The organism is Kitasatospora sp. NPDC098663 (assembly GCF_044760075.1).
In the GTDB taxonomy this organism is placed as follows: domain Bacteria; phylum Actinomycetota; class Actinomycetes; order Streptomycetales; family Streptomycetaceae; genus Kitasatospora.
This window is the reverse complement of sequence record NZ_JBIWAP010000064.1, coordinates 17,650-30,829: the sequence shown is the minus strand read 5'-3', so window position 1 is coordinate 30,829 and position 13,180 is coordinate 17,650. Positions and strand designations below refer to the sequence as shown.

Genomic DNA, 13,180 nt, shown 5'->3' with positions numbered 1-13,180 from the left:
GCTGCTGCCCGCCGCGGTCATCGGTGTTCTACGGGGCTGCAGGCATGGGCAGTGGCTGTTGGGTCCAGTGGTGTCCGTCCCAGTGCTGGGCCATGACGATGGTGGTGCTGGGCAGCTCTGTGCCGATGGCCGTGCAGTCGGCGGGCTGGGAGCAGGAGACGGTGGTGAAGTAGCCGGTTCGGGCGCCCGGCGCGTCGAGCGGTGTGTCGGTGGTCCAGGCAGCGGCGTTCAGGATCTCGGCTGCGGAGCGGGTGTGCCTGTCGGTTGTGGTGCTGCCGACGCCCAGGCACCTGGCGGGGGTGGCGCAGGAGATGTCGGTGAGCGTAGTGGTGGGGCTGTTGGTGGTGGCCGGGGTGAGGAGGTGCCAGCCGGTCTCGGTCAGGGCGGTCAGGTTCGGGCCGGTCACGGTGAAGCCGATCGCGGTGCAGTGAGTGGTTGACGGGCAGGACAGTGCGGTAAGGAGGGTGCTGGTGGTGCCAGGGGGTTCGTCGATCTGCTGGGTGGTCCAGCGGTTGCCGTCCCAAGTGGTGACGTAGGCGTGTTCGGTGTTGCTGGTGGGGCCCGGGTCGAGGTTCCCCCGAGGTGCGGAAGGCTCCCTTCTCACGACCTATCAGGCCATGTCCGGCAACCTTCCGCACCTCGGGGGAACCTCACCGGTAGCTCTCGGGCTGTGAGATACGCACAGGGCGGCGGCTTGACCGACACCGAGAGGGCTGCTCGGGAGCGGGTGCGGCTGCAGGCCGTGGCCCGGTTCGAGGCTGGGGAGAAGAACCGGGAGATCGCTGCCGCGCTGCGGGTCTCGGAGCGGTCGGTGGAGCGCTGGTGCCGGCGGTGGCGGGAGCACGGCGAGGCCGGGGTCGTCTCCAAGGGATCGCCGGGCCGGCAGAGGCTGAGCGCCGCGCAAGTCGAGCGACTTGAGCGCGAATTGGAACGTGGACCGCTGGCCCGCGGGTGGGAGGACCAGCGCTGGACGCTGGCCAGGATCAAGACTCTCATCGGGCGCATGTTCCACGTGACCTACACGGTGGAGGGCACGTGGGCCCTGCTCAAGCGTCACGGCTGGTCGTGGCAGCAGCCGGCCCGGCGGGCGATTGAACGCGACGAGGCGGCCGTCGAGTTGTGGAGGACGGAGGTGTGGTCCACGGTAAAAGCACCGCGGCGGCTCGCGGAGCCTGGCTGGTCTTCGAGGACGAAGCCGCCCAGACGCTGAGACCGCCGCGTGCCAGAACCAGGGGCCGCGTGGGCCGAACCCCCGTGGTCCACGTCCGTGGCAGGGGATCCGGGCGGGTCTCCATAGCCGGGATGGCCTGCTACAAGAAGGGCGAACGCTCCCGGCTGATCTATAAGTTCCGCGTCCATCGGGGTCGGAAGGGCGAGCCGAAGGCGTTCAGCTGGCAGGACTACCGAGACCTGATCGTCCGGGCCCGCACCCAGCTCGGCGGCCCGATCGTGCTGGTCTGGGACAACCTCTCCGCCCATCTGATGCCGCAGATGAAGGAGTTCACCGCTGCGAACAGCGATTGGCTCACCGTCTTCCAACTCCCGTCGTGCGCACCGGATATCAACCAGCAGGAAGGGATCTGGGCGCTGATGAAACGAGTGATCGGCAACCTCGCCGTCGTCAACGTCGACCACCTGGCCAAGTCCGTCAAGCGAAGCCTCAAGAAGATCCAGTACCGCCCCCACCTGATCGATGGCTGCCTCACGAGCGCGGGTCTGATCATGGACGGTTGATCACGACCAGACCCGACACCACGGTTTCAGGTCCAGTAGCGGGAGGTCAGAAAAGAGCAAGGTTAGTGAGAAATGGCTCCGGACTTCAAGGGTCGGATTTTGAACGCTGCGTCGGTGGGACTTCGGCACGGTGTTCAACTGAGCCGGGGCATCAGTTGTACGTCGGGGGATACGGGCGCGTGCCGTGATCACCGATCGGGCGATCGCCGGTGCCTGGTCGACCCACACCTGTGATCAGTACAGTCGGTGGCTGCCGACACCCCCTACTCCGCAGACGCCGGGAGCTCTGTGGATCCGCCCACCGGCCGGGGGAATTCGAAGAACACGGCCAGGGAGAACACCTATGAACCGGGCACTGGTATGCCTTCCTTTCGCGGGCGGCGGCGCGGGCTTCTACCGAGCCTGGAAAGACCTTCCGGACGGCTGCCCGAGCATCGTCGCGGTCCAGCTGCCGGGCCGGGAGGAACTGTTCGCCGAACCGATGTACAAAGACGCGGTCGCCGCCGCAGAGGAACTCGCACCGAGGATCGTCCAGCAGGTGCGCGAATACGACGCCTATTCGCTGTTCGGGCACAGCCTGGGCGCCATTCTGGCGTTCGAGGTGGCCAGGCAGCTGATCCTGCTCGACGGGAGGGGCCCCGAGCACATCTTCGTCAGTGGCTCGCCCGGTCCGTGGAGCGGGCGCGAGGAGCGGGCCACCGGGTTGGGTGACGACGAGTTCGTCGCCAAGGTCGAGCAGTTCGCGGGCTACCGGCACGACGCACTGAACGAGCCGGAGCTGCGGGAGCTCCTGCTGCCGCTGCTGCGCGCGGACGTCGAGATGCACGAGAACTACCAGCCCGCTGACCGGGAGCCGATCGGCGCGCCGATCACCTCACTGCGTGGCGCCCAGGACGAGTTGGTGAACGCCGACCAGGCCAGGCAATGGGCCGAAGCCACCACGGGGGCGTTCGCCTACGTGGAGATCCCCGGGCAGCACATGTACCTGGTCGACGCGGCCGACCCGCTGCTGGCGGGGATCAGCAGCACGCTGGCCGGCAAGGACGGCCGGTGATGCAGCTCAAGGGGGTGACCGCAGTCGTCACCGGGGCGGCCCGCGGACTGGGCCGCGCCTGCGCCGTCCGGTTCGCCGAGGAGGGCGCGGACCTGGTGCTGGTCGACCTCGGTGGTCAGCTCGCGGGGGTGCCCTACCCGCTCGGCAGTGCGAACCAACTCGAGCACACCGCCGACCTGTGCCGCGAGCGCGGCGCCAGTGTCGTCACCGAGGCCGCCGACGTACGCAGCCTCGAGGCATGCGAGTCGGTGGCCGAGCGGGCCTTGGAGCGTTTCGGCTCGGTCCAGGTGCTCGTCAACGGCGCGGGCATCGCGGCCCCTTCGGGCAAGGCAACGCACGAGATCAGCAGTGCGGAATGGCAGCTGATGATCGACACCGACCTGTCCGGCGCCTGGCACATGATCAAGGCGTTCGCCCCGGCCATGGTCGCGCGCCGTGAGGGCAGCATCGTCAACGTCTCCTCCACCGCCGGCCTGGTGGGCTACCGGAACTTCGCCGGGTATGTCGCGGCCAAGCACGGGCTGATCGGCCTCACCAAGGCGGCGGCCCTCGACTACGCGCCCTTTCGGGTGCGGGTGAACGCCCTCTGCCCCGGATCCGTCCGGGACGATCCGCTGGTCGAAGGTCGGATGCTGGCCGAGATCGCCCGCTCCCTGGAGGTGGCGGTCGAGGAGCACGAGGAGATCTTCACCCGGTCCCAGCCGATGAACCGGCTGATCGAGCCGCAGGACATCGCGGGCGCCGCCCTCTGGCTGGCCGGCCGCGACTCGGCCCAGGTCACCGGCAGCACGCTGACCGTGGACGGCGGCTTCGTGGCGAAGTGAGCGGCAGGCAGATCGACGGCGACGCTCCGGCCCGCCCGCATGGCGAGGCCGGCGCCCACATTTCAGGAGTCCTCATGGCACAGGGCCTGCGCTACCGCGTGGCCGCAGGGCAGGCCGGCCAGGAGGCCGGCGGCTGCCACAGTCTCACCGTGCGGCTCGGCGGCGACGTCACCGCCGACGCGATGCACGAGCGTGCGCAGGTGGCGGCCGGTTCTCACCCGGCCGCGGCCGGGCTGCGGATCTGGCACGACTACATGGGAGTCGCACACGACGACCCGGCCGCGCACGAGCGGGTGCGCACCGAGGCGGAGCGCCCGTTGCATGCCGCCGCCCACCCGCTGCGCGCCGTCCTGCTCGAATACGCGGACGGACCGGCCGACCTGGTCCTGGTCGCCCGGCGGTCGGCCCTGTCCGGCAACGAACTGCGATACGTTGCAAGGGTTCTGACGAGTGGGGGGCCAGCCGCCGAACAGTCGGCGGCCAACGCCGGGGACGTACCCGCAGCTGTCGCATCGCTGCCTCACCCGGGCCCGGACACCACCCCCGAGTGGGGCCTCGGAGACGCGGACGCGCGTGGACGGCTCGGCGAGATCGCCGTCGAGCTGGGCGCGCTCACCGTCACGGACGGGTTGCTGCTGGCGGCCATGGCCGTCACCGTGGCCCGCCACAGCGGCTCGACGGTGGTCGAGCTGGCGGTGTGGTCCTCCGCCGAGGCCGGCAGCGACCACTGGGTGCACCAGGTGGACTGCCGGGACGGGCAGACCGTCCGCGAGCACCTCGCCCAGTACCCGCAGGCTGCGGACGGCGTGCCGGCCGGAAGGGTGAACCCGTGGATCGGCGCCGTCTTTGAGGAGGACCGGGCGAGGGAGCGCTACCGCCCGTTCCTGGCGCCGCCGCTGCCCGTGCTGGTGGTCTGGCGGCGCGACGCCGACGGAACCGTCCGCGGCACCCTCCGCTACCGGGAGAGCGACCTGGACCCGCGCGTCGCCCGCGACCTGGCCGCTCATCTCGTCCATGTGGCCGGGCAGTTGGCCTCGTCCCCGGACCTCGGGCTGGCCGACGTCGAGCTGACCGGGGAGGCCGAGCGTGAGCGCCTGCTGCGCGCCGGCGCCACGCCCGCCGTCGGGCACCCCGAGGCGGACGCGGAGCGCACCGTGCCCGGACTGTTCGCCCGGGTCGCCGCTCGGCAGCCGGAGGCGGTGGCGCTGGTCGACGAGGACGGCGAACTCGGCTACGCGGAGATCGACCGGCGAGCCGAGCGGGTGGCCGCGGGCTTGCGGACGCTCGGTGCCGCGCCCGGGGACATGGTCGTGGTCGGCCTGGAGCGCACCGCCGAACTGGTCGTGGTGCTGCTCGGCGTCCTCAAGGCGGGCTGCGCCTACGTGCCGGTCGACATCCGCTACCCGGCGGAGCGGCTGCGCTACACCGTCGAGGACGCGGGCGCGAAGATCGCCGTCGCCCTGCCGGGCGTGCTCCCGGAGCTGGGCGGCGTCCGGGTGGTCTCGCCCGAAGAACTGCACGGCCTGGCCGACGGTGCAGGCGGGCCCGCCACCGAGCCGGTCCGGCCGGACGGCACGGATCCGGCCTACGTGATCTACACCTCGGGCTCGACCGGCCGGCCGAAGGGCGTCGTGGTCCCGCACCGCAACGTCGCAGCCCTGGTGGAGGCCGCGGTGGCGGAGTTCGGGCTGGGCTCCGACGACACCTGGACCCTCTTCCACTCCTGCGCCTTCGACTTCTCGGTGTGGGAGATCTGGGGCTGTCTGCTGACTGGCGGGCGGCTGGTCGTGGTGCCGTACTGGGCGTCGCGGGACGCCGAGGTCTTCTACGACCTGGTCGAGCAACGGCAGGTCAGCGTGCTGAGCCAGACGCCGTCCGCCTTCGCCCAGTTCATCGAGGCCGACGCGCGCCGCGACGGCCGGCTGGCGCTGCGGCTGGTGGTCTTCGGCGGCGAGCCGTTGGACACCGGCATGCTCGCGGCCTGGTTCACTCGTCACTCGCACACCAGCTGCCGGCTGTCGAACATGTTCGGCATCACCGAGACCACGGTGCACGTGACCGAGCAGACCCTGACCCCGGCCGAGGTGGTGGCCGGCAGCCGCAGCGTCGGCCGGGCACTGCCGGGGTGGTCCCTGTCGGTGCGCGACGCGCGGGGCAGGGTCCTGCCGGCCGGGGTCGCGGGGGAGATCTACGTCGGCGGTGCCGGCGTCGCCCAGGGCTACCTGAACCGGCCCGAGCTGACCTCGGAGCGCTTCGTCACCGACCCGGACGGTGAGCGGGTGTACCGCTCCGGCGACCTGGGACGGCTTCGGCCCGACGGCCGGCTGGACCACCTGGGCCGGATCGACAGCCAGGTGAAGGTCCGCGGCCACCGCATCGAGCTGGACGAGATCCGCGGCGTGCTGCTCGGTCACCCGGCGGTGGCCGCAGCGGCCGTGGCGCTGCGCTACGGCACCGAGGGCGACCGGGACACCGCCCGCCTGGACGCGCACTTCGTGGTCCGCGGCGGCGGACGGCTGGACGCTCACGAGCTGCGCGCGCACGCCGCCGGGATGCTGCCCGAGTACATGCTGCCGGCCACCTTCACCCGGATCGAAGCCATCCCGCTGACCGCCAACGGCAAGGCCGATCTGGCCGCGCTCGCCGAGGTGACCGAGGTGACCGAGGAGCCGGTCCGGCCCGCCGACGCGGCCGACGGACCGGGCGGGGCGAAGGGCGAGGCGGCCGATCCGACCGCGGCCGCCGTGTTGGCGGTGTGGGAGCGGCTGCTCAACGCCCCGGTGGGCCTGCGGGACAACTTCTTCGAGTTGGGGGGCAACTCCCTGCTGGTGGTCCGGCTGCTGCGCGAGCTGCACGAGCAGGGCCTGCCTCGGGTGTCCATGCAGGACTTCTACCGCAACTCCGTGGCGGCACAGTTCATCGAGGTGGTTCGCGCGGCGGCGCGCTGAGCCTGCGCACCGTCCGAGTCCACACACACCAGCGCCGCCTCCGACGATCGGGGGCGGCGCTGGTGTGTGTGGATGCCGGGCTGGGTCAGGCCGACGGACCGCTGCCGTCCATGAGGCGACTCTCCCAGGCCCAGGCCGCGATCTCCACCCGGTTGCGGACCCGGAGCTTGGTCTGGATGGTCGCCAGGTGGCTCTTGACCGTGCTCACCGAGATGAACAGCGCGGCGGCGATCTCCTGGTTGGTCCGGCCCCGGGCGATGGCCCGGATGACCTCGATCTCCCGCAGCGAGAGCGGCTGCGCGGGCCCGGACACCTTGTTCTGCCGGGTCGGGGCCAGGTTCCGGATCAGCCGAAGGGTGATCGACGGGGAGATCAGGGCGTCGCCGGCGCTGGCGGCCCGGACCGCCTCGATCAGCAGGGCCGGTCCGGCGTCCTTCAGGACGAAGCCGACCGCCCCGGCGTGCAGTGCGCCGTGGACGTACTCGTCGAGGTCGAAGGTGGTGACGATCACCACGCGCAGGGGGTCGGCCACGTTCGGGCCGGCCAGTGCCCGGGTGACCTCGATGCCATCCAGCTTCGGCATCCGGATGTCGACCAGGCACACGTCGGGGCGCAGCCGCCGCGCGAGGTCGACTGCCTCGGCGCCGTCGGCGGCCTCGCCGACCACGGTGATGTCGTCCTGGACCTCGAGGATGAGCTTCAGGCCGCTGCGGATCATCGCCTGGTCGTCGGCCAGCAGGACGCTGATCGTCACCGCGACTCCTTCGCCAGCACCGGGACGGTGGCGAGCACCGACCAGCCGACGCCTGCCTCCGGGCCCACGGTGAGCGTGCCGCCGAGTGCCTCGACCCGCTCGCGCATGCCGATCAGGCCGAAGCCGCCCTTCTGCAGGTGCCGGGACCGGACGTGGCCGGTCGGGGCGTCGTCGGTGATGGAGATGGTGACGTCGGCCGGGCTCTGGGCGATGTCGACGACGGCGCAGCGTGCGTGCGAGGCGTGCCGGGAGATGTTGGTCAGGGACTCCTGGACGATCCGGTAAACCGTGGTGCTCACCTCGGGCGGCCAGGGCACCCGTTCCTCGGGCAGTCGCAGCTCGATCTCCGGCCCGTGGCCCTCGAAACGGTGGACGAGCTCGGTCAGCTGGTCCACGCCCTGGGCAGTGGGGGAGGTGGTGGCCACGTCGTCGGCGTCGCGCAGCAGACCGACCACCCGTCGCATCGCGGCCAGGGCCTCGGCGCCCGCCTCCTCGATGCCCGCGAGGGTGCCGTCCAGCATCTCGGGCCGCGAGCGGCGCACCAGCCGCGCGGCCTGGGCCTGCACCACGATGCCGGTGATGTGGTGGGCGACCACGTCGTGCAACTCCCGGGCCAGGATCAGCCGTTCGTCGTGTCGCACGGCGTCGGCGGCGGTGCGGCGGCGGTAGTCCAGGAAGCGCAGGCCGAGTCCGACCCCGAGGGCGAGGACCCAGACCTCGGTGCCCACCCGGACGGGGGTGCTGGGGCCCTCCTCGGCCAGCCAACCAGCGGCCATCAGCGCCAGCCCGGCGGCTGCGATGGCGCAGGCCTGCCACCTGGACAGCGCCCGGATCGCGGACCCGCCGAGGACAAGCAGGGCCAGCATGGCGCCGGGGCCGGGCTCGCCGGGCAGGTGCGCGAGCCTGGCGATCACGCCGGCGCCGCCCGCGACCACCAAGCCGACGGTGGCCGCCCAGGCCCGGTTCCATTCGCGGGTGAGTGCGATCAGGCAGACCACCAAGCCGACGGCGGTGTCGAAGATCCAGGGGCGGCCCTGGGCCGCGTACTGGGCGGCCATGACGAACAGCACGACGGCGAACACGACTCCCAGCGCCGTGTTGGCCGCGACCCTCGGCCCCAAGGCCGATCGAAGAGCGGTAATCACCCGGTTCACGCTACGCGATCGCCGACCGGCGACCGAACCGGCTGAAAGTACGAGTGACCTCGACCGAACCGTCTTTTCGGCTGGTGCGGGGGCGGGTGCGCGCCGAGCAAGCTGAGGTCATGGCTGATCTGACTTCCTCCGCTCCCGCTTTCCTCTCCGTCGCCGCCGAGGCCGAGAAGACCGTACGGAGCCCGCTGCTCTACGCCTGGTGGGCGCTCAACCTGGTGGTGCTCGTCGCGGTGATCTACGGCGTCTACTGGGGCGTCAAGAAGTGGCGCTCCGGGCGCGGTTCGCGCGGCTGATCCACTTGGCCCCCTGTCCGGGGGACCGGGAGCCCGACGTCCCCACCTACGACTGATTCGCGATCCTCGATCGAGGGAACACATGACACCGGTACTCGAAGCCGTGAAACTCGGCAAGCGATACGGCCGCCACCAGGCGCTGATCGACTGTGACCTGAACATCCCGCAGGGGCGGGTGATCGGCCTGGTCGGTCCCAACGGCGCCGGCAAGTCGACGCTGCTGAACATGTCCTGCGGCCTGATCAAGCCCACCGAGGGCACGATCCGCGTGCTGGGCGCCGAGCCCGCCGCGAGCCCGGCCCACCTGGCCAAGGTCGGCTTCGTCGCCCAGGACACGCCGGTGTACGCCGAACTGTCCGTCGCGGACCACCTGCGCCTGGGTGCCCGGCTGAACCCCACCTGGGACGGCCCGCTCGCGCAACGGCGGATCGCCCAGATCGGACTGGATCCGAAGCAGAAGGCGGGCCGGCTCTCGGGCGGCCAGCGGGCCCAGCTCGCGCTCACCGTCGCGGCGGCCAAGCGGCCCGAACTGCTGATCTTCGACGAGCCCGCAGCCGCCCTCGACCCGCTGGCGCGCTCCGGCTTCCTGGACAACCTGATGGAGTTCGTCACCGACCTCGGTGCGAGCGCCATCCTCTCCTCGCACGCGATGTCCGACGTGGAGCGAGTCTGCGACTACCTGGTGGTGCTGGCCGACCACCGGATCCAGCTGGCCGGCGACGTGTCGGACCTGCTGGCGAGCCACTTCCGGATCACCGGCTCCCGTCAGAACATCACCCAGCTCCCGGTCGCGGTCGAGGCCGTCCGGGTCGAGCACACGCTGCGCGAGAGCTCGGCGATCGTCCGTGCCGACGACGGTCTGCTCTCCGCCGGCCCCTGGAGCGTGGACGCCGTCGACCTGGAGGAGCTGGTCCTCGCCTACATGACCCGGGCGAACGAGGGCGTCGCCCAGCCCACCCCGATGCCCACGGAGGCCCACCGATGATCTGGCTGACCTGGCGTCAGTTCCGCGCGCAGGCGTTCGTCGGCCTGGGAGTGCTGCTCCTGCTCGCGATCTATCTGGTGGTGCTCGGTAACCAGATCCACAGCTCCTACGACGACACCCTCGCGCACTGTGCGGGCGGTGCCTGCACGAGCCAGCTGAGCACGGTGGCAGACCAGTACGGCAGCCAGGTGGATCTGCTGAGCTACCTGCTCCTGGCCGTTCCCGCGGCGATCGGCCTGTTCTGGGGCGCCCCGCTGGTCGCCCGTGAGCTGGAGGCGGGCACCCACCGGTTCGTGTGGAACCAGAGCGTGACCCGCGGTAAGTGGCTGACCGTCAAGCTCGCCGTCGTCGGCGCGTTCAGCGTGGCGGTGGCCGGTGTCTTCAGCATCGCGCTGACCTGGGCCTCCGGGCCGGTGAACACGATCCTGAACAACCGCTTCGAGCCGGTGCTGTTCGGCTCGCGCAACATCGCCCCGCTCGGCTACGCGGCCTTCGCCTTCGCGCTGGGCCTGACCTTCGGTCTGTTCATCCGCCACACCGTGCCCGCCATGGGCGCGACCCTGGTGGTCTTCGTGGCGCTCCAGATCGTGGTGCCGACCCTGGTCCGCCCGCACTACCAGACCCCGGTCAAGACCACGGTGCCGCTCACGGCTCCGCTCATCAGCGGCCTGACGAAGATCGGAACCTACGGCGAGATCGGCGGTCTGCGGGTGCCCGGTGGACCCTGGGTGGTGAAGACCACCGACATCCTCGACTCGTCGGGCAAGGAGGTCGGCCACTCCGACTGGTACCAGGACTGCACCAACAACAAGTCCCTCACCGAGATGCCGGAGTGCCTGGCCAAGGGCAACATCCACGTGGACATCTCCGAGCAGCCGGCCGACCGCTACTGGACGTTCCAGCTGCTGGAGACCGCGATCTTCACGGTGCTCGGCGCAGGGCTGGCGGCTCTCTCCTTCTGGCGGATCCGCGGCCGGCTCAACTGACAGCGGTACGGCCGCGGATCCGTCTGCGGCAGGGCCTCAGCGGCCGGTCGGTTCCCGGCCGGCCGCTACGGCGTTCCGGTCCTGTTCCGGCTCGTCCTGTTCCGGCCCGTCCGCGGTCGGTCCGGCCGCCTCGGCCTCGGCCTGGCGGATGAACTGGGCGCGGTACAGCTGCGCGTAGCGGCCGTCGGCCTTGAGAAGCTCCTCGTGGGTGCCGCGCTCGCGGATCTCGCTGGCCTCGACGAACAAGATCTGGTCCGCCTCCCGGATGGTGGACAGTCGGTGGGCGATCACCAGCGAGGTGCGATCGGCGAGAGTGGCCTTCAGCGCCCGCTGGATCGCTGCCTCCGACTCCGAGTCCAGGTGGGCGGTGGCCTCGTCGAGCACCACGATCGGCGGGTTCTTCACCAGCAGTCGCGCCAGCGCCAGCCGCTGCTTCTGACCGCCGGAGAGCCGGTGGCCATGGTCGCCGACCACGGTGTCCAGGCCGTCGGGCAGGGCCGCGATGGTCTCCCAGATCCGGGCCGTCCGGCAGGCCTCGACCAGCTCCTCCTCGTCGGCCTCGGGGCGCGCGTACTGCAGGTTGGCGCGGATCGTGTCGTGAAACAGGTAGGTCTCCTGGGAGACCACGCCGACCGCCGTGCCGAGCGAGTCCAGGGTGAGGCCGCGAACATCCGAGCCGCCGACGCGGACCGTGCCCTCTGTGGCGTCGTACAGCCGGGGGACCAGCTGGGTGATCGTGCTCTTGCCGGCGCCCGAGGGGCCGACCAGTGCCGTCATGTGACCAGACCTGACGGTGAAGGTCATGTTCCGGAGCACCCAGGCGTCGGACTCGGACTCCGCGCTGGGCAGTGAGACCGACTCCAGCGAGGCGAGCGAGACCTCCTCGGCGGCCGGGTAGCGGAACGAGACGTTGTCGAACTCAACGTCCGGCGCCTTGGCCGCGGTGTCGACCGGGCGGGCGTCCGGCCTGTCGGTGATCAGCGGTTTGAGGTCGAGCACCTCGAAGACCCGGTCGAAGCTCACCAGCGCCGTCATGACGGTGATCTGCATGCTGGAGATCTGGTTGATCGGTTGGTAGACACGGGCGAGCAGGGTGGCCATTGCGACCAGGGTGCCGATCTCGAAGGAACCGTGGATCACCAGGCCTCCGCCGAAGCCGTAGACCATCGCGGTCATCAGGGTGGCGAGCAGCGTGGCGATGACGAAGAACAGTCGACTGACCGTCAGCTGAGTGATGTTGACGTCACGAACGCGGCCCGCCTCCCGGGCGAACAGGGCGGACTCGTCCTGTCGGCGCCCGTACAGCTTGGCGAGCATCGCCCCGCCCACGTTGAACCGCTCGTTCATCAGCGAGCCGATCTCGGCGTCCAGCTCCATGCCGTGCCGGGCGAGCCGCTGCAGCCGGCGCCCGATCGCCTTCGCAGGCAGGAAGAAGAGCGGGATCAGGAGCATCGCCACCAGGGTGATCTGCCAGGACAGGTAGAACATCGCGGCGGTGATCAGGACGAGCGACAGCACGGTGGACACCGTCTGCGACAGCAACGAGCCGACCGCCTGCTGCGTGCCGATCACGTCCGAGTTCAGCCGGCTGACCAGTGAGCCGGTCTGGGCTCGGGAGAAGAACGCCAGCGGCTGGCGCTGTACGTGGTCGAACACCTCGGTCCGCAGGTCGTAGATCAGGCCTTCACTGATCCGCGCCGACAGCCGGGTCTGGACGTAGACGGCGACCGCGCTGACCAGGGCCAGGACGGCGACGCCCACGGCCAGCCAGACCACCACGTGGAGCTTGTTCGGCAGGATGCCCTCGTCGATGACCGCCTTGAGGGCCAGCGGGCTGCCGGCCGTGATGACCGCGTCCGTGATGGCAGCGATCACCAGGGTCACCAGGGCCCAGCGGCAGTTGCCGGCGTACGGAAGGATCCGCCGCAGCGTGCCGGGTCTCACCTGCTGTTTGGTGACGCGCTTGTCCATGCGCGGTAGAAATGGTCCCGACAGACTCACAGTTGAGTACCTTCCTGATGTGTCCTGCGCGGCTGCGCGGCACACGCGTGGTGGACGGCCGGATGGTCGCCGACGGGGCGACGTTCGTGCCGACGATGCGGCGCGGTCACGGCGGCGTGCCCGGCCGCTGACAGCCCCGGCGAGCGCGTTCGGCCTGCTCGGAGCCTGGCCCGAGACCGGTTCGGGCGGGTCGAGGCTATGTCCTGTGCGGGATGCGGAACAAGGCGCCGAGAGGCCGTCCGGCCTGCGGTACCCCCTTCCGGACGCCAGCTCAACTCGGCTTCCTGATAGGCGAGTTCTGTCAGCGTGAGCACTCTTCGGAGGGGGTGTCGGCAGGGCCGGCCCGGCTATGCTGCTCCGCGGCACGCCCACCCGCGCCCGCCGCACCGGCTGTCGTCGTACCAGCGCGCCCGCCGGGCGTCCGGAGCGGTTGGGCGGGAACGTTCA

The 13,180-nt window shown here is 70.8% G+C and carries 13 protein-coding genes; 9 read left to right on the top strand and 4 right to left on the bottom strand.

Features of this window, described 5'->3' with window-relative positions:
- Positions 1 to 28 precede the first annotated feature (28 nt).
- Positions 29 to 604, bottom strand: a complete 576-nt coding sequence (locus ACIQVZ_RS38825; protein ID WP_402456841.1) for a hypothetical protein — start codon at positions 602 to 604, stop codon at positions 29 to 31.
- Positions 605 to 670: 66 nt separating this feature from the next.
- On the opposite strand from ACIQVZ_RS38825, the gene ACIQVZ_RS38820 reads away from it, so the two are divergent.
- The 5 genes from ACIQVZ_RS38820 to ACIQVZ_RS38800 all read left to right on the top strand — a co-directional run bounded on the left by ACIQVZ_RS38820 (position 671) and on the right by ACIQVZ_RS38800 (position 6,560).
- Positions 671 to 1,210 (top strand): winged helix-turn-helix domain-containing protein, encoded by a 540-nt coding sequence (locus ACIQVZ_RS38820; RefSeq protein WP_402456839.1) that lies wholly within the window; start codon positions 671 to 673, stop codon positions 1,208 to 1,210.
- Positions 1,177 to 1,734: a transposase gene (locus tag ACIQVZ_RS38815; protein ID WP_402456844.1), complete on the top strand. Its 558-nt coding sequence runs from the start codon at positions 1,177 to 1,179 to the stop codon at positions 1,732 to 1,734. The genes ACIQVZ_RS38820 and ACIQVZ_RS38815 overlap by 34 nt, the downstream gene beginning before the upstream one ends.
- Before the next feature lie 343 nt (positions 1,735 to 2,077).
- Complete coding sequence (locus tag ACIQVZ_RS38810) at positions 2,078 to 2,788, top strand: thioesterase II family protein (RefSeq protein ID WP_402456837.1); 711 nt, start codon at positions 2,078 to 2,080, stop codon at positions 2,786 to 2,788.
- Positions 2,788 to 3,612: an SDR family oxidoreductase gene (locus ACIQVZ_RS38805; protein WP_402456842.1), complete on the top strand. Its 825-nt coding sequence runs from the start codon at positions 2,788 to 2,790 to the stop codon at positions 3,610 to 3,612. Before ACIQVZ_RS38810 ends, ACIQVZ_RS38805 begins: the two co-directional genes overlap by 1 nt.
- A gap of 74 nt (positions 3,613 to 3,686) precedes the next feature.
- Positions 3,687 to 6,560 carry an amino acid adenylation domain-containing protein gene (locus ACIQVZ_RS38800; protein WP_402456835.1) on the top strand — a complete coding sequence of 958 codons (2,874 nt, stop codon included), beginning with the start codon at positions 3,687 to 3,689 and terminating at the stop codon, positions 6,558 to 6,560.
- An 85-nt stretch (positions 6,561 to 6,645) separates the two neighbouring features.
- Here the strand turns inward: ACIQVZ_RS38800 and ACIQVZ_RS38795 are convergent, their stop codons facing one another.
- On the bottom strand, positions 6,646 to 7,314 hold the full coding sequence (locus ACIQVZ_RS38795; RefSeq protein WP_402456833.1) for a response regulator: 669 nt from the start codon (positions 7,312 to 7,314) through the stop codon (positions 6,646 to 6,648).
- Positions 7,311 to 8,459, bottom strand: a complete 1,149-nt coding sequence (locus ACIQVZ_RS38790) for a sensor histidine kinase (RefSeq protein WP_402456832.1) — start codon at positions 8,457 to 8,459, stop codon at positions 7,311 to 7,313. Before ACIQVZ_RS38790 ends, ACIQVZ_RS38795 begins: the two co-directional genes overlap by 4 nt.
- A gap of 119 nt (positions 8,460 to 8,578) precedes the next feature.
- Here ACIQVZ_RS38790 and ACIQVZ_RS38785 point away from each other — a divergent pair, with 119 nt between their 5' ends.
- The 3 genes from ACIQVZ_RS38785 (at position 8,579) to ACIQVZ_RS38775 (ending at position 10,732) form a co-directional block, all read left to right on the top strand.
- A complete protein-coding gene (locus tag ACIQVZ_RS38785) occupies positions 8,579 to 8,761 on the top strand; it encodes a hypothetical protein (protein ID WP_402456830.1) in 183 nt (60 codons plus the stop codon).
- Between the two features lie 82 nt (positions 8,762 to 8,843).
- Positions 8,844 to 9,746 carry an ABC transporter ATP-binding protein gene (locus tag ACIQVZ_RS38780; RefSeq protein ID WP_402456828.1) on the top strand — a complete coding sequence of 301 codons (903 nt, stop codon included), beginning with the start codon at positions 8,844 to 8,846 and terminating at the stop codon, positions 9,744 to 9,746.
- Positions 9,743 to 10,732, top strand: a complete 990-nt coding sequence (locus ACIQVZ_RS38775) for an ABC transporter permease subunit (RefSeq protein WP_402456826.1) — start codon at positions 9,743 to 9,745, stop codon at positions 10,730 to 10,732. Before ACIQVZ_RS38780 ends, ACIQVZ_RS38775 begins: the two co-directional genes overlap by 4 nt.
- 36 nt (positions 10,733 to 10,768) lie before the next feature.
- On the opposite strand, the gene ACIQVZ_RS38770 is transcribed toward ACIQVZ_RS38775, so the two are convergent.
- Complete coding sequence (locus tag ACIQVZ_RS38770) at positions 10,769 to 12,703, bottom strand: ABC transporter ATP-binding protein (protein ID WP_402456824.1); 1,935 nt, start codon at positions 12,701 to 12,703, stop codon at positions 10,769 to 10,771.
- Between the two features lie 32 nt (positions 12,704 to 12,735).
- On the opposite strand from ACIQVZ_RS38770, the gene ACIQVZ_RS38765 reads away from it, so the two are divergent.
- A complete protein-coding gene (locus ACIQVZ_RS38765) occupies positions 12,736 to 12,864 on the top strand; it encodes a hypothetical protein (RefSeq protein ID WP_402456822.1) in 129 nt (42 codons plus the stop codon).
- Positions 12,865 to 13,180 lie beyond the last annotated feature (316 nt).